The sequence below is a fragment of the Ruminococcus sp. genome (assembly GCF_016283395.1).
The window spans coordinates 146,696-171,869 of the sequence record NZ_JAEEMU010000037.1 but is presented as its reverse complement, the minus strand read 5'-3'; the positions used below and the strand labels follow the sequence as shown (position 1 = coordinate 171,869).

General features: G+C 38.1%; 24 protein-coding genes and 1 other RNA gene. 14 read left to right on the top strand and 11 right to left on the bottom strand.

Annotation, left to right across the window (positions count from 1 at the left end):
* Positions 1 to 66 precede the first annotated feature (66 nt).
* Positions 67 to 1,386, bottom strand: coding sequence for a hypothetical protein (locus QZZ41_RS06550; RefSeq protein ID WP_295069657.1), 1,320 nt, complete (start codon positions 1,384 to 1,386; stop codon positions 67 to 69).
* A 460-nt stretch (positions 1,387 to 1,846) separates the two neighbouring features.
* Here QZZ41_RS06550 and QZZ41_RS06545 point away from each other — a divergent pair, with 460 nt between their 5' ends.
* On the top strand, positions 1,847 to 2,239 hold the full coding sequence (locus tag QZZ41_RS06545; protein WP_295069655.1) for a hypothetical protein: 393 nt from the start codon (positions 1,847 to 1,849) through the stop codon (positions 2,237 to 2,239).
* Between the two features lie 86 nt (positions 2,240 to 2,325).
* On the opposite strand, the gene QZZ41_RS06540 is transcribed toward QZZ41_RS06545, so the two are convergent.
* A complete protein-coding gene (locus QZZ41_RS06540; protein WP_295069653.1) occupies positions 2,326 to 2,877 on the bottom strand; it encodes an NADH peroxidase in 552 nt (183 codons plus the stop codon).
* A gap of 63 nt (positions 2,878 to 2,940) precedes the next feature.
* Complete coding sequence (nrdD, locus tag QZZ41_RS06535; RefSeq protein WP_074713897.1) at positions 2,941 to 3,207, bottom strand: anaerobic ribonucleoside-triphosphate reductase; 267 nt, start codon at positions 3,205 to 3,207, stop codon at positions 2,941 to 2,943.
* Positions 3,208 to 3,308: 101 nt separating this feature from the next.
* Here nrdD and QZZ41_RS06530 point away from each other — a divergent pair, with 101 nt between their 5' ends.
* A complete protein-coding gene (locus tag QZZ41_RS06530) occupies positions 3,309 to 3,977 on the top strand; it encodes a Crp/Fnr family transcriptional regulator (RefSeq protein ID WP_295069650.1) in 669 nt (222 codons plus the stop codon).
* 57 nt (positions 3,978 to 4,034) lie between these two features.
* Positions 4,035 to 4,901 (top strand): undecaprenyl-diphosphate phosphatase, encoded by an 867-nt coding sequence (locus QZZ41_RS06525; RefSeq protein ID WP_295069675.1) that lies wholly within the window; start codon positions 4,035 to 4,037, stop codon positions 4,899 to 4,901.
* Positions 4,902 to 4,935: 34 nt separating this feature from the next.
* On the opposite strand, the gene QZZ41_RS06520 is transcribed toward QZZ41_RS06525, so the two are convergent.
* From QZZ41_RS06520 to QZZ41_RS06500, 5 genes are all read right to left on the bottom strand, one after another.
* Positions 4,936 to 5,169: a PC4/YdbC family ssDNA-binding protein gene (locus QZZ41_RS06520; RefSeq protein ID WP_028516597.1), complete on the bottom strand. Its 234-nt coding sequence runs from the start codon at positions 5,167 to 5,169 to the stop codon at positions 4,936 to 4,938.
* Between the two features lie 92 nt (positions 5,170 to 5,261).
* Entirely contained in the window at positions 5,262 to 5,564 is a 303-nt protein-coding gene (locus tag QZZ41_RS06515; RefSeq protein ID WP_295069648.1) for a DUF6514 family protein, read from the bottom strand.
* A 147-nt stretch (positions 5,565 to 5,711) separates the two neighbouring features.
* Positions 5,712 to 6,404, bottom strand: a complete 693-nt coding sequence (locus QZZ41_RS06510) for a GTP pyrophosphokinase family protein (RefSeq protein WP_295069646.1) — start codon at positions 6,402 to 6,404, stop codon at positions 5,712 to 5,714.
* Positions 6,405 to 6,433: 29 nt separating this feature from the next.
* A complete protein-coding gene (locus QZZ41_RS06505) occupies positions 6,434 to 8,290 on the bottom strand; it encodes an ABC transporter ATP-binding protein (protein WP_295069644.1) in 1,857 nt (618 codons plus the stop codon).
* Between the two features lie 69 nt (positions 8,291 to 8,359).
* Positions 8,360 to 9,214 (bottom strand): TPM domain-containing protein, encoded by an 855-nt coding sequence (locus tag QZZ41_RS06500; RefSeq protein ID WP_295069642.1) that lies wholly within the window; start codon positions 9,212 to 9,214, stop codon positions 8,360 to 8,362.
* A gap of 112 nt (positions 9,215 to 9,326) precedes the next feature.
* Between QZZ41_RS06500 and QZZ41_RS06495 the strand changes: the two genes are divergently transcribed.
* From QZZ41_RS06495 to QZZ41_RS06485, 3 genes are all read left to right on the top strand, one after another.
* Complete coding sequence (locus tag QZZ41_RS06495) at positions 9,327 to 10,148, top strand: DNA glycosylase (protein ID WP_295069641.1); 822 nt, start codon at positions 9,327 to 9,329, stop codon at positions 10,146 to 10,148.
* Between the two features lie 50 nt (positions 10,149 to 10,198).
* A complete protein-coding gene (locus QZZ41_RS06490; protein ID WP_295069639.1) occupies positions 10,199 to 10,450 on the top strand; it encodes a hypothetical protein in 252 nt (83 codons plus the stop codon).
* A 93-nt stretch (positions 10,451 to 10,543) separates the two neighbouring features.
* Positions 10,544 to 11,407 carry an AraC family transcriptional regulator gene (locus QZZ41_RS06485; RefSeq protein WP_295069637.1) on the top strand — a complete coding sequence of 288 codons (864 nt, stop codon included), beginning with the start codon at positions 10,544 to 10,546 and terminating at the stop codon, positions 11,405 to 11,407.
* 35 nt (positions 11,408 to 11,442) lie between these two features.
* Here the strand turns inward: QZZ41_RS06485 and rnpB are convergent.
* The 3 genes from rnpB to QZZ41_RS06470 all read right to left on the bottom strand — a co-directional run bounded on the left by rnpB (position 11,443) and on the right by QZZ41_RS06470 (position 13,728).
* An RNA gene (rnpB, locus tag QZZ41_RS06480) (RNase P RNA component class A) lies at positions 11,443 to 11,790 on the bottom strand.
* Between the two features lie 32 nt (positions 11,791 to 11,822).
* On the bottom strand, positions 11,823 to 13,286 hold the full coding sequence (locus QZZ41_RS06475) for a PH domain-containing protein (RefSeq protein WP_295069635.1): 1,464 nt from the start codon (positions 13,284 to 13,286) through the stop codon (positions 11,823 to 11,825).
* On the bottom strand, positions 13,276 to 13,728 hold the full coding sequence (locus QZZ41_RS06470; protein ID WP_295069633.1) for a PH domain-containing protein: 453 nt from the start codon (positions 13,726 to 13,728) through the stop codon (positions 13,276 to 13,278). The genes QZZ41_RS06475 and QZZ41_RS06470 overlap by 11 nt, the downstream gene beginning before the upstream one ends.
* A 115-nt stretch (positions 13,729 to 13,843) precedes the next feature.
* Here QZZ41_RS06470 and QZZ41_RS06465 point away from each other — a divergent pair, with 115 nt between their 5' ends.
* From QZZ41_RS06465 to rpsO, 8 genes are all read left to right on the top strand, one after another.
* Positions 13,844 to 15,097 carry a sodium:alanine symporter family protein gene (locus QZZ41_RS06465; protein WP_295069631.1) on the top strand — a complete coding sequence of 418 codons (1,254 nt, stop codon included), beginning with the start codon at positions 13,844 to 13,846 and terminating at the stop codon, positions 15,095 to 15,097.
* A 549-nt stretch (positions 15,098 to 15,646) separates the two neighbouring features.
* A complete protein-coding gene (locus QZZ41_RS06460; protein WP_295069629.1) occupies positions 15,647 to 17,479 on the top strand; it encodes a ribonuclease J in 1,833 nt (610 codons plus the stop codon).
* 21 nt (positions 17,480 to 17,500) lie between these two features.
* Positions 17,501 to 19,474 carry a DHH family phosphoesterase gene (locus tag QZZ41_RS06455; RefSeq protein WP_295069627.1) on the top strand — a complete coding sequence of 658 codons (1,974 nt, stop codon included), beginning with the start codon at positions 17,501 to 17,503 and terminating at the stop codon, positions 19,472 to 19,474.
* 20 nt (positions 19,475 to 19,494) lie between these two features.
* Positions 19,495 to 19,941 carry a 50S ribosomal protein L9 gene (rplI, locus tag QZZ41_RS06450; protein WP_295069625.1) on the top strand — a complete coding sequence of 149 codons (447 nt, stop codon included), beginning with the start codon at positions 19,495 to 19,497 and terminating at the stop codon, positions 19,939 to 19,941.
* A gap of 12 nt (positions 19,942 to 19,953) precedes the next feature.
* A complete protein-coding gene (dnaB, locus tag QZZ41_RS06445; RefSeq protein ID WP_074713913.1) occupies positions 19,954 to 21,309 on the top strand; it encodes a replicative DNA helicase in 1,356 nt (451 codons plus the stop codon).
* Positions 21,310 to 21,311: 2 nt separating this feature from the next.
* Positions 21,312 to 22,646 (top strand): tRNA lysidine(34) synthetase TilS, encoded by a 1,335-nt coding sequence (gene tilS / locus QZZ41_RS06440; RefSeq protein WP_295069622.1) that lies wholly within the window; start codon positions 21,312 to 21,314, stop codon positions 22,644 to 22,646.
* A gap of 56 nt (positions 22,647 to 22,702) precedes the next feature.
* The gene (gene ftsH, locus QZZ41_RS06435) at positions 22,703 to 24,574 is read left to right on the top strand and encodes an ATP-dependent zinc metalloprotease FtsH (RefSeq protein ID WP_295069673.1); all 1,872 of its coding nucleotides are present in this window, start codon (positions 22,703 to 22,705) and stop codon (positions 24,572 to 24,574) included.
* Positions 24,575 to 24,810: 236 nt separating this feature from the next.
* On the top strand, positions 24,811 to 25,077 hold the full coding sequence (gene rpsO / locus QZZ41_RS06430; RefSeq protein ID WP_074713915.1) for a 30S ribosomal protein S15: 267 nt from the start codon (positions 24,811 to 24,813) through the stop codon (positions 25,075 to 25,077).
* The last annotated feature ends 97 nt before the right edge of the window (positions 25,078 to 25,174 follow it).

Sequence of the window (25,174 nt, the reverse complement as noted above, 5' to 3'; positions counted from 1 at the left end):
TACGACTTCTATCTCAGGTGAGATGTATTCTTCTTTAACATTCATGTTCATATTATTCTCCTTTCCTTAGCCAACATAGTCAGTTGCGGCAATATAATACTCATAAAGTGCATTTGCCAGTGCAACGTCCTTTTCAGGAGCAGCTTCATGGCTCAAAACACGATATGCCCATGCCAAAGGTGTGAATAAGTAATCAGTACCCTGATAATTTACATTGAATGTAGTGCCAAGCTGTGTAGGTTTAATATTTGGAACTTCAAAGCATTTCTTACCGTTTGCACCGTCAAATGCATAGATCTCTTCAAATGGTGAAATTTGAAGCTTATTGTTTTCATCGAATGTCCATATATCGTATGCAGCAACATCGTGACCTGACTGCTCATATTTAGCTGTATACAGACGAACAGAGATCTTTGAATTCAGAACAAGTGAGATTATAGCGTCACTTGACTCAAATCCCGGCTTGAACTTGTATATAGTATAGTCACCAAATTTATAAGCTGCATTAACAATATCATTCTTGTGGTCGTTTACCTTAGGCAACTCGCCGTTTCCAAAATAAGCTGTGGAAACTTTTCCGTACTGTCTTGTTGCCTCAACAAGTGCTTTAAGCTTCGGACTTGATGATGTATCAACAGTATCAAGATACTCATTTACAGAAAAAGAAAGAGTATCGATCGGTGTTTCACTGTCACCATAATAAAGATCAGCAGTAATTACTCTGTCCATTTTATTTGTGGCAACATTTGCGGTTGCGCAGTAAACTTCTATTCCGTTTATGGTCTTGAGTTCAAGCTGCTGAAGTCCTGTCTCATCGCAATCGCCAGAAAACTTAACTTTAAGATCATCAATATTTGCATCGCTGACAGGATTTACAATGAAATTCATACCGATATCAGAATCAAGAGTAATATTCTTTCCGCTGAATTTAGGTGCTTTAAGTCCTATAATAAAAGGATCCTCATAAGTACCGCTACCGCTTGTTATATAAAAGCCCTCAGGATCAACATAAGAATCCTCACGAGTTACATAAAATCCTTTGTGAAGTGTATATAACTCAACATCGCCTGTTTTCCAGATATACTGATTGTCCGTATCAGAACTTTCATATCCTGTTATTGCAATATCACTTTCAACTTTTGCTCTTGAATCGCCTGAATTCAAGTCATCATCAACTACGAACCAGGTCTCCCCTGTTATCGCAATGGTATCGCCAACCTTAAAAAGTGTGCCAACTTCAGGTTTCTTTGATTCTGATGCTGCATTAGCAACGATCGCGCTGTTTCCGTTAAACAAACCTCCAGCATTTACAGGCATTGCACCTGTTACAAGAGCCGCAGACATCAAGAATGCTGCTGTTTTTTTCCAACCACAGTGTTTTCTCATTATTAGGTCCTCCCGATTTTATAAAAAATGTCTTATTAAAAGCAGTTTGCTGCTAATAAACGTAATAACAATACAAATAACACAATTATTGCGGTAAAAAGCGATCATTTACCACACTTGCATTAAAAGTCTAAATGAAAAAGGGACGAGGATGCGTTATATGTTTTGTTATTATATTACGTTTTTTAATAAATTTTCGGACCTTTAACAATATACAGGAAGTGTATTATTAGTGAATAACAACTTTCAGTAATCCACATTATATCACAGTCAATTATAATTGTCAATACAAAAATTGACTTTTTTTCAATTTATTCGAAAATAAAATCAATTACACTTAAAAGAAATATTTTTTGCATAAATTTTACAATTTTAAAAAAAGTGATTTTCGTTTACTCTCACTTGCATTATCCGCAATGAAGTGATATAATAATTTCATCATGAAGATCGGAGAATAAATATGAAAAAATCAATATTTGCAATAATAATGTTAGCACTTCTGCTGACAAGCTGTAAAGACAGCGGTGGTTCAACATCAGACTATGTAGCTGATACCACCACACATACATCAACTGTAACAACTGCTGCAATCGAAAACAATATTGCTGCAACACTAACTACTACAAATATCGAAATTAAGACCGAAACCACAATAACAGAAAAAACAACAGACAGTGCATTAGTCACTACAGCAAAGATAACTGATAGTTTGACTGAAAGCACAACTGTTGATAACGACAATTCAAATGTTGAATCAGCTTTAACCCAGTCAACTGATTCCCCTACTGAGTCTGCTACCACTCGTACATATAATGATGAGCCGATAGATCTGCCAATTATCCCGATCGAATAATATAATCAAAAACATAGTTGTCTATTACGAAAAAAAGACGCAGCATATGCTACGTCTTTCTTTAAATATTAACTAAAATATAAATATTAGCCAAAATATCTCTTGAGAAGTCCTTCAAAAGCCTTGCCGTGGCGAGCTTCGTCTTTTGCCATTTCATGTACTGTATCATGTATAGCATCGAGATTAAGCTCTTTTGCTCTCTTAGCAAGCTTGAGCTTACCTTCTGTAGCTCCATGCTCGGCAGCAACTCTCTTTTCAAGGTTTTCTTTTGTTGAAGAAGAGAGAACCTCGCCAAGAAGCTCAGCAAACTTTGCAGCGTGCTCTGCCTCTTCGTAAGCAGCCTTTTCCCAATATGCACCTATCTCTGCATAGCCTTCTCTATATGCTACTCTTGCCATTGCAAGATACATACCAACTTCTGTACATTCGCCGTTGAAGTTGGAACGGAGTCCTTCGATTATTTCAGTATCAGTTACAGCCTTTGCAACTCCAAGTTCATGCTCGCAAGCAAAAACAAGCTTTTCTCCTGCTTCCTTTTCAATGAATTTTGAACCTGGAACGCCGCACTGAGGACATTTTTCAGGTGGTGCATCTCCTTCGTGAACGTAACCGCAAATTGGACATACGTATTTTTTCATGATTATTACCTCCGTGTTTTTATTATAATTCTGTGAACGGTTTTGTACCGAATCAACAGATATTTATACAGAATGCTTTACTCTGTCATGCTCCTCAGCACGTTTTCCGTCATTGAAACGATCAAGAGTACCTACAAGATATCCTGTTATCCTTCTTATTCTGTCAAAAGGGATATCCTTTGCAAAATCATACTGGAGATCTACGTATTCACCGTCTGTCTTTACAGTCATTCCAAGAATTTCTCTGTCACTGTACTTCTTTTTGCCATAATCAATATATGCGTTGATCTCGTCCTGTGAAAGCTGTTCACCTATAACATTTACCTTCATTGTAATGACCTCCATTAGAATAGTGTTGACTTTTGTCTGAATATATTGTATCATAAAGTAAAAGAAAAATCTGTTGCAAATGCAACAGAAAGGAGTTTTTTATGTTACCCGAAAATAACATATTGTTTAAAGGCATAGAACGCGAAGACTGTCGCCGTATGATAGACTGCTTCAACGCCGAGATTAAAAAATTCAAACCCGGCGGAAGAATCATGGATTATTCGGATAATCCAGATAAACTAGGTATAGTGCTTAACGGTACAGCAGTTATGGTCAGATATGATATAAACGGCGTAAGATCAATAATGGAATCTCTCGAAGAACAAAATATCTTTGGAGTATACTTTACTTTTACAGCCTCTCAGCGAAGCAGCGTTGAAATAATTGCAGAAACAGAATGTGAAGTAATGTTTGTAAGAAGATCGGAAATTACAAAAAGATGTGAAAATGCCTGCCAATGTCATTCAAGGGTAGTTGAAAATCTTTTGGAGCTTATGTCAGAAAAGGCTATCTCGCTCAACGAAAGAATAGAAGTCCTCAGTCAACGAACTATAGAAGATAAACTTATAAGCTGTCTCAGTATAATAGAAGAAAAAACTCCAAAAGGAAAAATTCCTCAGATCCCATTCTCTACAACCGCTTTATCCGATTATCTTTGTGTAAATCGAAGTGCGCTCCAACGTGAAATTACAAGGTTAAAACGAACAGGTGTGCTAACAATATCAAAAAGAAAATTTAAATTAATAAGAAACCTTGATTCAGACAATTGACACGCAGATTTAAATATGTTATAATATCATCTGTATTTTATATGAAAGGAAACTTACATAATGTTTTGGGAGATAATCAAAACAATCATACTTGGTATTGTAGAAGGCATTACAGAATGGCTTCCGATAAGCAGTACAGGTCATCTTATCCTCGTGGGAGAATTTCTGAAACTCGATAAATCCGATGAATTCAAGGAAATGTTCGACGTTGTTATACAGCTGGGGGCAATCATGGCTGTTGTCGTTATATTCTGGAAAAAGCTCTGGCCGTTCGGTAAAAAAGATAATCAGCATCCGCTGAATAAATCACCTTTCGGCCAAATGGTAAAAACAGATATATTCCAGATGTGGTTCAAGGTCCTTGTTGCTTGTGTACCTGCTGCTGTAATAGGTTACTTAACCGAGGACTGGGTAGATAAGCATTTCTACAATCCCTGGACTGTTGCGATAGCACTTATCGTATTCGGTATCGCATTCATTATCGTTGAAAACTGGAACAAAGGCAAAAAAGCGAAGATAAATACAATTGCTGAGCTTACATACAAAGCAGCATTTATCATCGGTATTTTTCAACTTATAGCTGCAATATTCCCGGGTACATCACGTTCAGGCGCAACTATAGTCGGTGCTCTCCTTATTGGTGTTTCGCGTACAGTTGCTGCTGAATTCACATTTTATCTTGCTGTTCCTGTAATGTTTGGAGCAAGTCTGCTGAAGCTTGTAAAGTTCGGTTTTGACTTTACAGGAAGCGAACTTGCAGTACTTCTGGTCGGTATGATAGTTGCATTTTTAGTATCTGTTTTTGTTATCAAGTTCCTCATGGACTATATCAAAAAACACGATTTCAAGGTATTTGGCTGGTATAGAATAGTACTCGGAGTACTTGTACTTGCATATTTTGGCGGAAAAGCAATATTGAAATAAGAAAAAAGCAGCTCAATGAGCTGCTTTTTTATGCTTATTCAAAAGAATCAAGGTCAATTCCTGCAAGAAGCTCTTTAAGCTCTGCAAGCTCGTCTGCTGTAAGAGTTACGCCCTTGCCCATTCTTGAATGATCAGGAGACCATTCTCTAATGTCGTACTTAGGTTCGTGCTCGTTCCAGCTTACCATGTTAAGCTCTTTTGTCCAGCCTTTAGCGTTCTCAGAAAGAACACCCAATTTCTCTGTGATCTCGTATTTAAGTTCAGCCAATGCGATCTCTCCTTTCCAGATATGGCTATTTACCATTCAATTTGATATTATATCATAAAAAAATCAATTTGTCCATACCCAAAAAGTAAATTTTATATGGATACGCGTAAATAATCAAGTGCTTTGCTGTAAAGCTGGCAAGGTCTTACTTTCAGACTTATGAGCATTTCCGCAAAAGCTACTGCATCTTCTATATTTCGTGAAAAATCAGATATTATCTCTTTATGACCATTTCTGTGGTCGATAACTTCTATGCCGTATGTAATAACTTCATCATCAAATATCCTCATTCTTCCGCTTAAAACTCTGTATGCAACTTTGTTATCGCCAAATATTTCCATATAGATCGTTTTATCTATGACCTCACGCTTTATTTTTTTAACTACCCCGAACATTTTTATGCTCCTTTCTTTTATGACTGATGACTTTAATATTATAACATTAGTCAGAGTGTTTGTGAACGGGGATTTTTTTGTAAATCGGATTATTTAAAATACTTTTATGCCGAAAAAGCTCATCGTTTTCGATGAGCTTTTATAATTCTATTCCATATCTTTGATCTGCATATATATATTCTGCATCTGCAGATCCGTCTGTGCAATTCTTTCTGCACATTCTTTCAGTTCCTCTGATATCTCGTGTGGAATATCTGAGGAAGTCTTATATTTCAACTGGTGCTCAAGACTCGCCCAGAAATCCATAGCCATAGTACGTATCTGTATCTCTACAGGAGCATATTCCTTGTGAGTAGATAAATATACAGGTACATTTAGTATCATGTGATAGCTCCTGTATCCGCTTGGTTTTGGATTTTTTATATAGTCCTTTCGCTTTATCACTGTAAAATCATCACGTCTTGAAAGCATCTCAACGATAGCATATATATCAGTTATATAATAGCAGGTAACTCTTATACCTGCAAGATCAAGAAGATTTTTCCGTGCAGCCTCTGTAGATAAGGGTAGATTCTTTTTTTGAAGCTTTCCTATTATTGACTGAGGAGATTTCAAACGACTCTCAATATTATGTATCGGGTTCCTTTGAAATTTTACGCTGAATTCATTATCAAGTATGCCAAGATATGTTTTTACTACTTCTATAGCTGAATCATAAAGATGTGACAATTGTAAAAAATCATAGAAAACGTGAGCGAATTTTTCCTTAACTGACTCGCTGTTATCAGCAAGTGCAGGCAAATTATCAAATGCTTCTATGTAAAAATCCTTTTCACTCATAGCATATCCTTCCCTTCATGAAAGCAATGTTAATCTTCACCTTCCGTATATTCAAAACGTTCTGCACCTGTTTCAGCTTTACTGAACTGTGTTTTATAGAGCTCTGTATAGACTCCACCGCGGTTTACAAGCTCACTGTGTGTACCTCTTTCTGTGATAATACCGTCCTTTATTACGAGTATCTCATCTGCTGCAAGTATAGTTGACAGTCTGTGCGCAATAAGAATACTTGTACGTGACGAGATAAGAGGCTCGATAGCATCCTGTATTTTTTGCTCTGATATAGAATCAAGAGCCGAAGTAGCCTCATCAAATATCATAAGTGCAGGATCTTTCAGCAGAACTCGCGCAATGGAAATACGCTGTTTTTCGCCGCCTGAAAGCTTTAAACCACGGTTGCCGACAACAGTATCAAGCCCGTTTTCCTGTTTCTGTACAAATTCGTATATATTAGCCTGCTTACAAGCATTTATAAGCTCTTCTTCTGTTGCATCAGGCTTTGCATACAGAAGATTTTCACGAATTGTTCCGTTAAAAAGATAGGTTTCCTGACTTACTATACCTATATGGCTGCGCAAATATGCAAGATCAAGCATTCTCACGTCTGTACCGTCAAACAGTACACTGCCTGCCGTAACATCATAAAGACGCGGTATAAGATTTACAAGTGTACTTTTGCCCGAACCTGACGGACCTACAACTGCAATACATTTTCCACTGTCAAGAGAAAAGTTTATATCACTGAGTATCTGACGTTCTTTATCGTAATAGAATCCAACGTTTTTAAACTCGACTTTTCCCTCGGGTGCTTCTTTAGGAGTTATAGCATCGGGAGCATTCTCTATCTCAACAGGCATATCGTAATATTCAAAAATTCGTGTGAACATAGCCATTGAACGTATCCAATCGACTTGTATATTGAGAAGCTGATTTACAGGTCCGTACATTTTGCCGAGAAGTGCAACAAGTACAGTAATATCACCTACAGTAAGATCTGAATCAAACTTCATCATAAGTATTCCGCCTGCAAGATATATAAGCATTGGACCGATACTTGAAAAAGTTGTAAGAGCTACTCTGAACCAGCGTCCTGCCATACCTTCGCGTATATTAAGCTTAATCATTCGGCGGTTTACATTTTCATACTTTTCGTATTCTGTCTTTTCCATGCCGAAAAGCTTTACAAGAAGCTGACCGCTTACTGACATAGTCTCGTTCAGGATACCGTTTATTTCATCACTGCAAGCCTGTGATTCTTTAGTTATAGACCACCTTGTCTTTCCTGCGCTTCTTGTCGGGATAGCAAACAACGGTACAACAAGTATTCCGACTATTGCAAGTACCCAGTTTTGTCTGAACATTACTATCATCGCAACAATAAGCGTGATAGAATTTGAAAGTATACTTGTAAGTGTATTTGTTATTATCTGCTGAACTCCCGAAATGTCGCTGGTCATACGTGTTATTATATCACCCTGATTATTGGAAGTAAAAAATCTCTGTGACATTTTTTGCAGATGCAGATACATTTTATTGCGCATATCATAAGTTATATGCTGAGCTATCCATGTATTCATATAGCTTTCAAGTACACCTATAAGATTTGCACCGAGAGTTACAACAAGAGATAAAACAATAAAGAATATAAGCTTTTTAAGACTTCTGCCTATAAGTCCTTCATCAATTATCTTACCGGTGAGGACTGAAGGCAAAAGAGTAAGGATCGAAGAAATGACAATGGCAATGAGTACTATCACCATTTGTTTCCAATAAGGCTTTAAATAGGAAAATATTCTTTTCAGCAGCTGTTTTGTGACTTTAGGTCTGTTCTTCTTTTCTTCATCGGTAAGATATCCCATTCCTCTGGGACCTCCAACAGGCGGCATATTGTACCAACTCCTTATAAAAATGGTATATGATCATGTAATTATTATTTATTCATTTAGTATTAAGGCTTATTTCAGAGCTTCAAGAATTTTGTTGACAGCTCCGTAGTTATCACCCTTTGAAGACAATGCATTTGCATCTTTAAGTGCTTTTTCAATATCAGAAGAAATCTTTTCAGACGAATGGACGATCACCTTTCCTGATATCGTATCAAGCATAAACATTATGCCTTTATCGTTATTATATTTTCGGTCATAATACTGCTGAAGTATCTGTTCATTAGACGTTTCCGAACCATTATGTGAAGCAATTATTGTTACATCTTCTTTGCATGAACTAAGCGTTTTTTCGATCTTGTTCAGCTGATTCGAGTCAAATACCTGTGCATTGTCGATAACGTGTGTAGGACAAAGCTCGCCAAGCTGCAAAAGTCGCAATATAGCAGAACGGTAATCGCCCTTGAATACCTCTTTAGTTTCCCAGTATACAGCATTATTCTCTGCTTTATCGGATATGCCGTACAGACAGGCACCTGATCTGAACACAGAATCATATTTTGTATCGTTATTTATAAGAATAACAAGACCGCTTCCCTTTCCTTCGTAAAGCTTATTGAATTCTTCGGCAGCATAATCATAAGGGAACTTTCCATCAAGATCATTTACTGTTATAACGGCTGTATTTATAAGCTTCTCTTTATAGAGCCAGCCTGCATAGTCATTACAGGCTTTTAGAGTTTCGGTGTCGAGGATATTAGCTTTATCAAAAATATATGTACCGTCAGCTGACTCCACTTCACGTTCGGTAAAAGGCTGGCTTGTTGCTTCTACACGGCTTTCTTTGGTGTCACTTTTTGATGAACAACCACTAAAAATCATACCTATAGCAGCTGCAAAAATTATGGAAGATAAAAATTTTTTCAAAAAAATCATTCCTTGCTATTGTATTCTCTATTATATTTTAGTATAATTTAAATGAAAAATCAAGTATAAGATTTTTTGTTTAGATATATAACTATATTTAAAGGAGAAAAATATGGATTACAGGATACAGGGAAATGATATTATCGTTTACGAACCCGATCTTGATCTTGATGAGACTCTTGACTGCGGACAGGCTTTCCGCTGGAAGAAGATACCGTCTGATCACATATGTACATATGAGGGAGCTTTTGTTAATAATAAGCTCACTATTTCACAGACTGACAAAGGAAGTTTTATTTTTCATAATACCGATGAAAATGATTTTGTTTCAAAATGGATAAACTACTTCGACTTTGAGACAGATTATTCCGAGTTAAAAAAGACTTTTTCGGAAGATGAGACTCTTTCAAAAGCTTGTAAATTTGCAGGCGGTATTCGTCTGCTAAGGCAGGATAGCTGGGAGTGTCTTATTTCCTTCATTATTTCCCAAAACAACAATATCCCGAGAATAAAAGGTATAATAGACAGGCTTTGCGAGAATTATCACGGCAGATTTCCTGACTATGAAAAGCTTTCAGCTGAAACTCCCGACTCTCTATCGTATCTTCGCAGCGGTTTCAGAGCCAAATATATTGCAGATGCTGCATCAAAGGTAGCAAACGGTACTATTGAACTTTCAGCTATATCAAAAATGCCAATAGATGAAGCAAGAAGTGCTTTAAAGCAAATAAAAGGCGTAGGGCCAAAGGTTGCTGAATGTGTTCTTCTGTTTGGTATGTACAGAACGGAAGCATTCCCAATAGATGTATGGATAAAAAGAGTCCTTGCAGAGTATTACCCAAACGGATTTCCTGAATTTGCAAAAAAAGATGCAGGTATAGCCCAGCAGTATCTGTTCCATTATATCCGCAGTATTTCCAAGCAAAGTGAATAAACATTTATTTTTAGCCAATACTTTCGGTAAATATTTTCATCGGAGGTACTATGATAAAAGGCGTAAATAAGAAAATAATAGAGATCAATAATCCTGACAGTCTCTATTTTGAGAAAGCAGTTCTCTATGTAAGACCAAATGTAACGATATTGCCCGAAGCAATATCCCAGAAGGAAGCTCAGCGTATTTTATCCGCTCTTATTCCTGACAAACAAGAAAAAAAGCATTTGTCAAAATACAGAAAAAAGCTAGTGTTCATAGGAATGATCATAATTATTATCACTTTGCTTTTTTTGAAATAATAACAGATATTCCCAAGCAGATATTGATTTATATGTTACTTCGTGATATAATATTAGTACAATATTGCTCTGTTATGAAAAGGATGTGCTTACGTGGAAAAAGTTGAGAATAAAATATTCAGCAGCAAGCTTTCCAAAAGAATAATTTGTACGCCAAGTCCGTCTGCAAAGAATACTTTCTTTTATGTACAGGAAGTTGGCTTTGCTAAAACCGAAGATGCTGCTGCGATACAAAGACAAGCTCTGGAATCATTTCTTATTGTTGCAGTTATAAGCGGTAAAGGTGAACTCTCTATAGGCGGTGAAAACTTTCAGCTCGTTAAAGGCGATTGCTTCTTTATAGACTGTAGATCTCCTTTTTTCTATAAAAGCTCGGAAAGGGATCCGTGGGAGCTTCTTTGGATACACTTCAACGGCGGTACTTCTCAGCAGTACTATGATTACTTTATTTCCCAGTCAAAAAATGTTTTCAGACCTGCTTTTTTTGACAAAGTCGTTTCTGCAATAACTGATATTCTGGAAGTTAATGAGAAAAAAGAACCTGATGCAGAGATCGTTACATCCAAATATATCGTTGATATACTTACACTTGCACTTTCTGTAAATATAACAGATCAACAATATGATTCCGCCCTTAAACAGAAGCTTGCAGCAGTCAATAACTATATTGACGATCATTTTACAGAAGATCTTTCTTTGGAGAAGCTTTCATCGCAGTTCTACATAAGCAAATACTATCTTACAAGAGAATATAAAAGGATATACGGTAAAACTATATTCCAGCATATCATCAACGCACGTATAAATTACGGAAAAAAACTGCTTCGTTTTTCTGATAAATCAGTGGAAGAAATAGCTCATCTATGCGGATTTAACGATCAAAGCTACTTCGCAAGACAATTTAAAAAGGCTGAAAACCTCACCTGCTTTTCATACAGAAAAATGTGGAGAGATTAAAACATAAATAAAAAAGAGAGCATATGCTCTCTTTTTTTGTGACCAGACCGATAAGCCGGGTTCTGTCGTGTGCGGTAATTTATCTACGCTTATCGTCGCCGACAAGCTGAAGCCGTCATTACTTATTATCCGCCGAGCAGACGTTAAGATAACAAGCACCAATAGACGTTGCATCGAATAGGGTTTACATAGCAGTACTGTCTCCAGCACTCTGGTGAGCTCTTACCTCGCCTTTCCACCATCACCGCCAATACTGACGGCAGTATATCTCTGTTGCACTTGCCCTAAGGTCGCCCTCGGCTGCCGTTAGCAGCTATCCTGCTCTGTGATGCCCGGACTTTCCTCATAAACTAAAACGTTTCCGCTACCGCATAGTCTACTCACTTGATAATGATATCATTTTTTGCATCAAAAGTCAAGCACTAACTTTATTTCCAAGTTCATACCCAAGCTTTTTGGCGATTTTACGAACTTCATCAGCTTTCATAGCTTTTATCTTAAATCTCCTGTGCTCCTCTCCCTCAAACCATATGCTCATTGCACATCGTCCGCTCATTGCCTGTAATAAATTCTGCTCAAGCTCGATTTTGATTATTTTGTCTTTTTCAGAAACAACAGTGTGAAATCTCGTCCATACTGAACAGCGGATCATTATTTTATCATCATGTAAAGCAACTCCGCTGGTCATTAAAGCAGTAAACTTCACTATTATGAACCATACGGAAGGAATTTCAAGCATTACTGCAATAAAAAAAGAAAGCTCGGCAAAACGAGGGAACATCTCTGCTATCCAATCATGTGACGGTATTATAAGAGCTGTGACCAACAGCGGTATAAGCAGATATGAGCCTATTCCCGCAGGCTGAGCACTGTAATCATTTTTTATTCCGCTGTATATTCCTATCGCGTTAAGTTCCTTACTGAGATTTTTTTCAAATTTCACCGGCAAAAGCACAGGAAGTCTGTTTTTTGATGCTCCATATCCCGGACAATTAATATTTACCGCAACCGCACCAAACATTTTCATAATAAGATTTTGTCTAAGATCGGTATAATTGATATGAGAAGTTTTTATGCGATATTCCTTCCTGTTAAGGATACCGTAGCCGATCTTCATGTATTTCTTATCACATTCTATAACAAATCTGCCATATCTGAAAATATTCACCAGAAACGACAAAAACCATGAAACGATGAAGAAAATACCAATAAAAAGAGCTGCTGTCGGTATTTTCAGAAGCATTTTTTCTGTAATTTTTGCTGTACCTGCTGTAAGAATATTAAGAGAACGACTTATGATATTATATGCAATATCTCCACCTTTGAAGAAAAATGTAGCAACATAAATAGTGCCCGAGAAGCCACTGGAGAAAAATATCGAAAAAAGAAGTACTGACAGCATATTTATCTGCGGCAGTCCTTCTATTTTTTTCTTTTCATTGATATCAGGCATATGAAGCATTATTGCATCAAACGCTTTCTTCCCGACAATAAGCTTCATGTCAACTGTCTTGAATATTCCTGCACGGGTATCACAGCGAAATCTTATCGCTTTGAACGGAGCAAGATAAAAAGGCTGCTCTGCCGTTGTAGAACTGATATTTTTATATGGAATGTACGTATTGACTCTGACAAAAACTCCGTCACGATGAACTATCTCATCACTTGTGAAGTCTATCCGTGAAAAGAACCACCTGACAAAGCCAAAAACAAGAATAGCTCCGAGTACGGCAATATCGAACCATGCACCTTTCACCCAGCTGTAGAACCAGTCTTTATCAAAATGGTATGTGTATATACCGCGCATAAGTGGAAATACAAGAAGCCAGATGTTCTTGAAGGAGTATTTCAGCATCTTTATAGGGTGTTCATGGTACATGCCTGTCACCCCTTATGTTAATAGTTCCTGACAGCCTGATTATTTCTTTGGCATCAGCCTGTTTCAGAAAAAGCAGTCTTAGCTGTCCTCCGTAAACAAAGAATATTATAAAATTAAATCCCGTATACTGAGAAAAGGGACTGCTTATAACAGTTGTATACTGAACCGAGGAATATCTTACTGATTGATGTACTTTTATAAAAACGCCGCTACTTTTTATTACTTCGCTTTTTGTTGCAATATAGCTTATTGACGAAAAATAAAGGGGCAAATGAACAAACATCTCAAAGCAAGCGACTGCTATCGTACCAAGATTTATATAAAATACTACGTTATCCATCGGCAAAAAATATCTTGCTGCTGCAATAATAATTACAGCTATCGCAGTAATAATAAGACGCAATGTGCTGAGACAGCGCCTGTCAGGTACATATTGTTTCATTCTCCTCCCCCTTTCATAGTATATTTTTATTATATCACAAATATTATTTAATGTAAAAGGAAAATTAAAGATAAATTGTAAACTTTAACGCATAAAACAGGAGAAAATGATACATATGCTCGAAAGAATAAATGGTATGATATGGGGCAAAGGTCTTATTTTTTTGCTAGTAATTATCGGCATGGTATACACTGTAAAACTGAAAGCTGTCCAGTTCAGATTGATCCCATACATTATAAGAAGTTCACGCAACAAGGAAATAAGAAAAACTCAGTTCAAAACACTTTGTATGTCTCTTGGCACAGCAATGGGAACAGGCAATATTACAGGAGTTGCATCAGCCATTGCGATTGGCGGAGCAGGGGCTGTATTCTGGATGTGGTTCTCAGCCTTTCTCGGTATGGCTACTGTATATGCTGAGAATTGGCTTTCCGCAAAATACAGTGATAAAACGTTAAAAGGACCCATGGCATATCTGACTAAAGGCATCGGAAGCCGAAAACTTGCAAAACTATTTGCCTTCTGCTGTCTGCTGGCATCATTCGGAATGGGTGGAATGGTACAGGCTAATGCTATGTCCGAAAGTATAATAAACTGTACAGGGATCAGCAAGTTTCATTTATCAATAATTGCATTTACTATTGTTTTTCCTGTAGTTCGAGGAGGATCTAAAAGGATTGAAAAAGCCGCGCAGATTTTTCTTCCGTTCGCCACCACTCTATATGCTGCAATATGTATTGTTGTTCTGTACAAAACACGTTCTGAGCTTTCAAGCGTTTTTCTAAGTATATTCAGAGAAGCATTTGGTATCAGCAAATGTATAGGCGGAATAACTGGATATGGTATATCTAAGGCTATTTCAGCAGGCATAAGACGCGGTGTATTCTCAAATGAAGCAGGACTCGGAAGTTCTCCTATTCTTCACAGCTCGTCCTATAACTGTAAAAACGCCGAACTACAAGGAATGTGCAGTATGCTTGAAGTATTTATAGATACGATGATTTGTTGTACTCTTACCGCACTCACGGTTCTTTCTGCGTCCCAAAACAATACAATTGAAGAAGCTTTCCTTAACTTTTTAGGTGATAATTCATGCTTCGTTATTGCTGTATTAATGACAACATTCGCTTTTTGTACGATCATCGGCTGGTATTATTGCGGAGAAACAGCATTTTTATTTCTAAGCAATAAATTATCCAAGAATACATTTTCCTTCGTTTTTTCGCTTGTTACCGCTGTCGGTATAATTATTAAAGCAGATAAAGCATGGACTATATCCGATATTTTTAACGGATTAATGGCTTTTATTAACATTGTAGGACTTATCCTGCTAATAAATAAGGTGGAAAGAATAAAACAATCTGATTAGGTCAATAACTGATATTAGTGTTTGTTTTAATATAAGGAGATTATACAGCATATAATAATTATCTAATACCACAATAAATTCAACCGAATATAAAAATTTATATATTTTGCCAAATGTTGGTTTCAAAGGCTTTTTGCTATTGACATAAGCATTTTGTTTTTGTATAATTATAGTGTGAATAATTCTGTCTGCTCATTTTTAAGCAGTACGTTTATGTATATTTATAAAGGCTTTTATGGCGAAAAACGTCATTAAGATATAAAACCGCAGGGCGATTCGCGGTATTTTTTTGCTTCGGAAATCAAATATTAAATTGGTCACATATTTTCATCAGGTTTGGCTCAGATACCAACGAGTTTGTACGTTCGCCTGTTTGTATGTGGTCAGTCTTTTTATCGCCGATTTTAGCCATTTTTGTATCCCGATTCTGAAACAGAATGGTAAATAATGGTTAGTTTTGTTTAATCCGTTCCGGGGCTTTCTACATATTTTTGGCTTTCGCAGCGTTCATGCGGAAGTTTTCCCTATTTTTGAAAGCGAGGTCATATAGTGAACGAAAAGGAAAAAAATACAAAGGCGAAGCAGAATTCAGCAGCTGCGCCTAAGAGAACCTACAGAAAAAGAACATCTGCGAAAGAGAAAACAGTAACCGAAAAAAAGGTAAAGGCTGAACCAACTGCTGCTGCCAAACCAAAAGCAGGCAGAAAGCCAAAGGAAGTCAAAAAGACTCCTGTAAAAATAATACCTCTCGGAGGTCTAAACGAGATCGGTAAGAATATGACCGTATTTGAGTGTTCAAACGATATTTTCATTCTTGACTGCGGACTCGCCTTTCCTGATGCTGATATGCCGGGTGTTGACATTGTAATACCCGATTTCACGTATGTTGAGCGCAACAAGGAAAAGATCAGAGGTATCGTTATAACTCACGGTCATGAGGATCATATTGGCGGACTTGCCTACCTTCTTAAAAAAATCAACGTTCCTGTATACGCTACACGTCTTACTATCGGGCTTATTGAGGGTAAACTCAAGGAACAGGGACTTTACGGAAAGGTCAACCTTAACATCGTAGAGCCAAAGAAAACAGTAAAAATGGGTTGTATGGCTGTTGAATTCATAAAAGTCAACCATTCTATCCCTGACTCTGTAGGTATGGCTATCCACACTCCTGCCGGTGTTATCGTTCATACAGGCGATTTCAAGGTAGATTATTCCCCTATTGACGGTAAAATAATTGATCTTGCAAGATTTGGTGAGCTTGGAAGCCGCGGAGTCCTTGCACTTATGGCTGATTCGACAAATGCCGAGCGTCCGGGCTATACACATTCCGAACGTACAGTCGGTGAATCATTCGATAAGCTTTTCCAGAAAGGTGAAGGAAAGCGTATCATTATTGCAACATTCTCTTCAAATATCCACCGTGTTCAGCAGATCGTCAACTGCGCTGAAAGATACGGCAGAAAAGTCGCTGTATTCGGCAGAAGCATGGTAAATGTTATAAATACTGCTATTGAGCTGGGATATCTTGACGTTCCCGACGGTATATTCATTGACATTGAAATGATGAACCGCTATGAGAGTGAAAAGATAGTCCTTATAACTACAGGAAGTCAGGGCGAACCAATGTCCGCTCTCACCAGAATGGCAATGAACGACCATAAAAAGGTTAACATTACCCCTATGGATTTCATTATCATATCTGCAACTCCTATTCCAGGTAACGAAAAGTTTGTTACAAGAGTCGTTAACGAGCTGATGAAATCCGGTGCTGAGGTAGTTTATGAGGCTATGTATGAAGTTCACGTTTCAGGTCACGCCTGTCAGGAAGAACTTAAACTCATGCAGGCTCTGACAAAGCCCAAATTCTTTATCCCTGTTCATGGTGAATACAAGCATCTGAAAAAGCACGCAGATCTCGCTAAACAAATGGGACTCCCAAATGAAAATGTCATAATAGCTGAGATAGGCAATGTAATAGAAACTGACGGCAATACAATGAAGATCGTATCTCAGGTGCCCGCAGGACGAGTTCTTGTTGACGGACTTGGCGTCGGCGATGTTGGCTCTATTGTTCTCAGGGATAGAAAACATCTTGCACAGGACGGTCTTATCATAATCGTTATAGGAATTGAAAGAAGCACAAACGAGATTGTTGCAGGTCCTGATATCATATCAAGAGGATTTGTATATGTCCGTGAGTCAGAAGAACTTATGGAAGAAGCAAAGGGACTTCTCACCGATACCCTTGCTAACTGCTCTGCAAGCGAATTAAGAGAGTGGAATTCCCTCAAGGGCAAGCTTCGTGACGCACTTTCTGATTACATTTATCAGAAAACAAAGCGCAGCCCTATGATACTTCCTATAATTATGGAGACATGATTTTCCGAAAGGAGATTTAAGTTGAAAAATAAATTTCCGGCAGTTTTGCTGATTCTTCATTTGCTTGCACTCGGAGCTTTGACGAGCACATTTCTGCTGATAGACCACAATGATAAAGTCATTAACATAGTTCTTATTTCAGCTGTGGCATTTATCTTTGCTTGTATTGTCTATACTATCATCTACTCAAGAAACGCAATGCGTCGAATATCAAAAATGAATCAGCATCTGGAAAGCTCAGCTGCCGAATTCATGAATTCACTTCCTGCACCTGTTGCCGTTATAGATGATAATAAAAAATTTGTATGGTACAATCAGATCTTTGCTGAAAAGATCGGTCTTGGACAAGATGTATACGGACATGACTTTGAAGGATTTGTAAAGATAGACCTTGAGTCGCTTATAGCAAACGGCTCTGCACTCTGTCCTTTGAATGGCTGTATCTATAATGTTACGACTGAAAAGTTCACAAAAAAAGATATGTCTTTTCTTGTCCTCTATTTCCACGATGATACGAGTTATTATAGTATAAAGAAAAATATGGATGAATCTCATCCTAATGTTGTAGTCATTACAATCGACAATTATGACGATATAATGCAGAACGCTAAAGAAAGCGAAAAGGCTCAGACTTCGGTAGAGACAGAAAAGCTCATTGAAAACTTTATGAGCACAACGAACGGCTTTATAAAAAAGACTTCTGCAAATACTTTCTTTGCTGTTCTGGAAAATCGTCACCTTAAAGAAGTTATTGACGGTAAATTCAAGCTTCTTGATGCTGCAAGAAACATCAAGATCGCTGGAAAATACCCTCTCACCTTCTCTATAGGCGTAGGTCAGGGAGCTTCTTCCCTTTCCGAAAGTGAAAAGATCGCGCGTCAGTGTCTTGATATGGCACTCGGCAGAGGCGGAGATCAGGCTGTCGTGAAAACAGAGAGCGGATACAGGTTTTTTGGCGGAGTTTCAAAGGGCGTTGAAAAGCGTTCCCGTTCAAAGACAAGGATCATTGCAAACGCTCTTCAGGATCTGATAATGAGTTCGGAAAGAGTGTTTATTATGGGACACCGCTTTGGTGACCTTGATTCTGTAGGAGCTGCCTGCGGACTTGCAGGAGCTGTATCAATATTTGGCAAAGAAGCTTATATAGCAGTTGACCGCACTAAAAATCTCGCTTCCAATCTCATTGATACAATTGACGCAGAAACTGACTGCGGTCTGTTCATAACTCCAGCTGAAGCTGAAAACATGATAGGTGTCAATGATATCCTCATAATTGTAGATACTCATAATAAGGATTATGTTGAAAGCCGTTTACTTTACGAAAAAGCTCATTCTGTTGTTGTAGTGGATCATCACAGAAAAACAGTAAATTTCATTGATGACGCTGTTATCTTCCACCATGAGCCATACGCTTCATCAGCTTCTGAAATGGTAACAGAGATAATCCAGTATTTTAATTACAATTCTGATGAAAAGATCGCAAGCTGCCACGCAGATGCTCTTCTTGCAGGAATAATGCTTGACACCAAGAATTTTGTAATGCGAACAGGAGTCAGAACATTTGAAGCGGCAGCTTTTCTGAAAAAACTTGGTGCAGATACCGTAGCTGTAAAGCTCCTCTTCTCAAATTCAATTGATTCTTACAGAAGAAAAACTCAGATAGTAGCATCTGCAAAGATACATAATCACTGTGCAATTGCAGCAGCTGATTTTGAGTCAGACGATATCAGATTAGTTGCACCTCAGGCAGCAGATGAGTTACTTAGCATAACCGATGTTGACGCATCGTTTGTGATCTACAGAACAGCAAACACTATTAATATTTCTGCGCGCTCACTTGGAGCCCTCAACGTCCAGATAATAATGGAACAGCTCGGCGGAGGCGGTCATCAGACAATGGCAGCTACTCAGCTTGAAAATGTTGAGATCGCAGATGCAGTTAAAGCACTTATTTATGCTATTGACGACTGTCGTAAAAACAGTTCGGAATCATAAAAAGAAAGGTCGGTATAGATATGAAAGTTATTTTTTTACAGGACGTAAAAGGATCAGGAAAAAAAGGCGAATTGAAGAATGTTGCAGACGGCTACGCTCGTAATATGCTTATCCCAAAGGGTTATGCGGTAGAGGCAACTGCTGAAAATATGAACAAACTCGAAGGAGCTCAGGCTTCTGCTCAGCATAAGATCGATATGGACATTCAGGCTGCAAAAGAAGCTGCCGCAAAACTTAAAGGTAAGAAAGTTAATGTCATTGCAAAAGCAGGTTCTAACGGCAAGCTTTTCGGGTCAGTAACAGCTGCACACGTTGCTGAGGCTATTTCAAAGCAATTCGGTGTACAGTTAGACAAAAAGAAGATCACACTCAGTACAGATATAAAGAATTTCGGCTCTTATACAGCTACTATAAAGCTTTATAATGGAATATCCGATACTATTTATGTAGAAGTCAGCGAAGGCTGATCGGTGGATAATATGGATGAAAATGAGATCCTGCTCTCGACACGGGAGCTCCCTCACAGTATTGAGGCTGAACAGTCCGTTCTTGGTGCTATAATCTCTCAGCCGTCAGTTCTTTCAGATGTAATTGAACTGATAAAGCCTGAATACTTTTACAATGAGCAGCATAAAGCACTGTACTCTATAATGCTGCAAATGAACTCTATGAGTCTTCCTGTTGATATAGTTACAGTGCTCAACGAAGCTGAAAAACAGCATATTTTTGAAAGTCCTGCCGAGGGCAGACGATACCTTGCTGAAATAGGCAATTTGCTCCCCTCTACTTCTAACATACAAAGTTATTGTAAGATAGTTGCAGATAAATACTTTCTCAGAAGTCTCAGCTATGTTGCAAGAGCTATACTTGATGATGTACAGTCAGGTGAACAAGATGCACAGCTTCTTCTTGATGCTGCCGAGCAGAAAATATATGATATAAGACAGGGCAGAGATGTCAAAGGACTTGTTCCGCTTTCTGATGCAATTGCAGAAGCATATGACAGACTTGGCAAAATATCGGGTCCCGATAAAGAAAAATATGTTGGTGCAAGAACAGGCTTCACACTTCTTGACAGCATAACTTCAGGACTAAATAAGTCCGACCTTATCATTATTGCTGCAAGACCAGGTATGGGTAAGACCTCTTTTGCAATGAATATTGCTACAAATGTAGCGCGACGTTCTGAGAAAGAAGTTGTTACATTCAATCTCGAAATGTCAAAGGAACAACTTGCAACAAGAATTCTTTCAACAGAAGCTCTTGTTGAGTCAAATACGCTCAGAAACGGTCGAATAACAGGTGAAGACTGGGTAAAACTCGCAACAAGCGCAGGATATCTCAGCACTATCCCCCTTTACATCGACGATACTGCAAGTATGACCGTTCAACAGATGAAAGCAAAGCTGAGAAGAACTAAAAATCTCGGCTTAGTAATTATAGACTACCTACAGCTTATGGAATCAACTTCACATTCCGATAACAGAGTTACTGTTATCAGTGAAATAACCCGTCAATTAAAGGTAATGGCAAAAGAGCTAAATGTACCTGTAATACTTCTTTCACAGCTTTCTCGTGCGGTGGAGAGCCGTACTGATAAAAGACCTATGCTGTCTGACCTTCGTGAATCTGGTTCTATTGAGCAGGATGCAGATATCGTTCTGTTCCTTTATCGTGAAGCATATTACAACAAAGAAAGTCAGCGTCAGAATATATCGGAATGTATTGTAGCTAAAAACCGTCATGGTGAAACAGGTACAGTCGAGCTGATATGGGACGGTCAGTATACACGATTCTCAAATCCGGATTATAATGAAGTCCCCGAAAATGTATGAATATGTTAACCAAGGTTTACAACTTTATTATAAAAAATGAACTGCTTACCGACGGTGATACCGTTGTATGCGGACTATCTGGCGGCGCAGACAGTGTTGCACTTCTTTTAGTTATGAATGAATTAAAAGAAAAGCTGAATATTGATGTGCAAGCCGTCCATGTAAATCACTGCTTACGTGGAACTGAAAGCGACAGAGATGAGAACTTCTGCCGTGAATTGTGCCAAAGGTTCAGTATAACGTTTAAGGCTCTATCATGTGATGTTAAATCACTTTCAGCTTCCGAAGGAATATCCGTAGAAGAAGCCGCAAGAAAACTTAGATATAAGATCTTTGAAGAAAACTCTCAAGGCAAAAAACTTGCTACAGCACACAATGCCAATGATAATCTTGAAACAGTGATACTCAATCTCTCAAGAGGAACAGGTGTAAAGGGACTATCAGGTATTCCCGTGATACGAGGCAATATAATACGACCGCTTTTGACTGTTACACGTCAGGAGATCGAAGAATATCTTTCCATGCGAGAACAGTCATATGTTACAGACAGTACAAATCTGTCTGATGACTATACAAGAAATAAAATCAGACATAAGGTTGTTCCCCTGCTTGCTGAGATCAATTCATCAGTAAATGAAACATCTGTAAATACTATAAGCAATATAAGAGAAGAAAATGAGTTTATAGAAAAAATCGTTAACGAAGCAGAAGAAAAATGCAGAAATGTCAACAAAATCACTGGTCTGAGTTCGTATGATGCTGTAATCAGAAAACGCTGTATTTCTCGTTTGCTTGCGGATAATCACCTTCCCTACTCATTCAAAAGACTTGAAGAAGCTGATGATATTCTGATAAATGGTGGAAAAATAAATATTTCCGGTTCATTTTTTCTTCTATGCCAAAATGATGTACTTGAACTTAAAGAAATAAAAAAGCCTTTAGAAGACATTATATCGACAGATATTACTATTGGTGAAGATATGATAATAGGCAGCTGTATTGTAAAATGTGATGTTATTGAATGTGATAATTTGAAGAAATTTGAAGCCGTTAACAAAAAATCCACATTTTATGTTGCTGATTATGATAAAATAAGAGGTAAGCTTATTGTCAGAACAAGAAAGTTCGGTGATAAGATCCAACTCAAAGGAAGAGACTTTACTTCTTCCGTAAAAAAGCTGATCAATGAAAAAATACCTGCTGATGAACGTGCGGATCTTCTGTTTATTGAAGATGAATGTGGGACCATTCTTGCTGAAAAGATCGGTATTGCCGACCGTATTTCACCCGATACAAATACAGCCAGGTTTTTAAAAATTTCGTTTATACGATCGTAAGAAATGGAGAGGATAATTTGACACCAAAGAAAAGCAAGGGTATCTTTACCTATCTCATGCTGATTATTGCAGCCGTTTTCCTGCTTATTTATGTAAGCTCAAGGCTAAACTCAACAAACAATAAAACAGAATACTCTGAGATCATAAGTCTTTTTGATAATTATCAGGTATCATATTATGAACTTGATCTCGGAACAGGTGATCTCACCTACAGGGTTGGTAACGAAGAAAAGGAAAGACATTATACTGTTCCTAATGTAAATATATTCCTTGAAGATACCAAGGACTATCGTCAGGAATATAATAAAGACAAAGAGAAGGATCAACAGTTAGAACAGGATTATATCAAAATAACCGACAGAACATGGCTGTACTCTTTGATCCCTGTTATTCTAACAATACTTCTCGGCGTTGCTATTCTCTATTTTATGATGAAGCAAAGCGGCGGCGGCGGTAAATACACAAGCTTCGGAAAGGCTAATCTGAAAAGCAGTGCAAGTGCAAGAAAAGCTACATTCAAGGACGTTGCAGGTGCTGATGAAGAAAAACAGGAGCTTGTTGAGATAGTTGACTACCTTAAAAATCCTAAGAAATACACTGATCTCGGTGCTAAAGTACCAAAGGGTGTTCTTCTTTTAGGCCCTCCAGGTACTGGTAAAACTCTCCTCGCAAGAGCAGTTGCAGGTGAAGCAGGCTGTCCGTTCTTCCCTATTTCTGGTTCCGACTTTGTTGAAATGTTCGTTGGTGTCGGTGCTTCAAGAGTAAGAGACCTTTTTGAACAGGCTAAAAAACACGCTCCAGCTATCATATTTATTGATGAAATTGATGCTGTAGGTCGTCACAGAGGCGCAGGTCTCGGTGGTGGCCACGATGAACGTGAGCAGACACTTAACCAGCTTCTCGTTGAAATGGACGGTTTTACAGGCAATGAAAGCGTAATCGTTATTGCTGCTACTAACAGACGTGATATACTTGATCCCGCTCTTCTCAGACCGGGTAGATTTGATAGACAGATAGTAGTAGGTTATCCTGACGTTAAGGGCAGAGAAGAGATTCTCCAGGTACACGCTAAGAACAAGCCTCTTGGTCCTGATGTAAATATCAAGACTATCGCACGTACAACTCAGGGCTTTACAGGTGCTGATCTTGAAAATGTGCTTAATGAAGCTGCTCTTCTTGCAGCAAGAAACAACCGTCTTGCTATCACAGAGGCTGATATTGAAGAAGCAACTATGAAGGTAATTGCTGGTCCTGAAAAGAAGTCACGAATAGTTACAGAGCACGACAAGCTCGTAACAGCTTATCACGAAGCAGGTCATGCAGTTGCAGCTTATAACCTCAAAACTCAGGATAAAGTTCATCAGGTAACAATTATCCAGCGTGGTATGGCTGCGGGACTTACAGTCACAAGACCTGATAACGATGACCGCCACGTTTCAAGAAATCAGATGCGCGAAAGCATTGTAATGCTTCTCGGCGGTCGTGTTGCAGAGGAACTTTTCATTGATGATATCTGTACAGGTGCTTCAAATGATATTGAACGTGCAACTGCAACAGCTCGAAACATGGTTACAAGATATGGATTCTCCAAGAAAATAGGAACTGTTGTATACGGCTCTGATAACGATGAGGTTTTCCTTGGTAAGGATTACGGTCATACAAGAAACTACAGTGAAGCTGTTGCTGCTCAGATAGACGAAGAAGTACGTTCTATTATTGAAAAAGCTTACAACGACTGTACTGAGCTTATCAAGGCAAATGCTGATAAAATGCATTTACTTGCAAAGTACCTTCTCAAATATGAGAAGATCGACGGTGATGACTTTGAAAAGCTTATGCGCGGTGAAATATCTGAATCCGTTCTTTATGATAACGATAATACAACAGATACTACATCTGAAGTAAGTGAAAATAACACTGAGATCTGAGCATAATTATATAAAAAGACTTATACCGTCCCCTTTAGTATATGAAATCTGCATATATCTAAAGGGGACTTTCTTTTATGGGCAGTAGAAATCAAAAAATCATATTTTTCTCAAAAAGTACTTTACAAAAGATAAATTTTATGGTATAATATTATCACCGTGTACTTGGTTTGAGGCTTGTCCTCGATTTTCACCTCATTCTGAGTTAACGGAATATTTATTAAGAGGTGCTTCAAATGTTATTGAAGGATGAAAAGACAGCCGTTATTGAGGCTAACAGAACACACGAAAACGACACAGGTTCTCCTGAGGTTCAGATCGCTATTCTCACAAGAAGAATCAATGATCTTACAAACCACCTCAAGAGCCACAAGAACGATCACCACTCAAGAAGAGGTCTTCTTAAAATGGTTGGTCACAGACGTAATCTCCTCGGTTACCTCAAGAAGAAGGATATCGAGAGATATCGTGCTATCGTTGAGAAGCTCGGTCTCCGTAAGTAATTACAGTGTGAATGAAGGCAGCGGGGTATTTATATCCTTCTGCCTTTACGTCTATCAGAGTAAGGGATTAGAAGTCAGAGGTAAGAGTTGTGATATA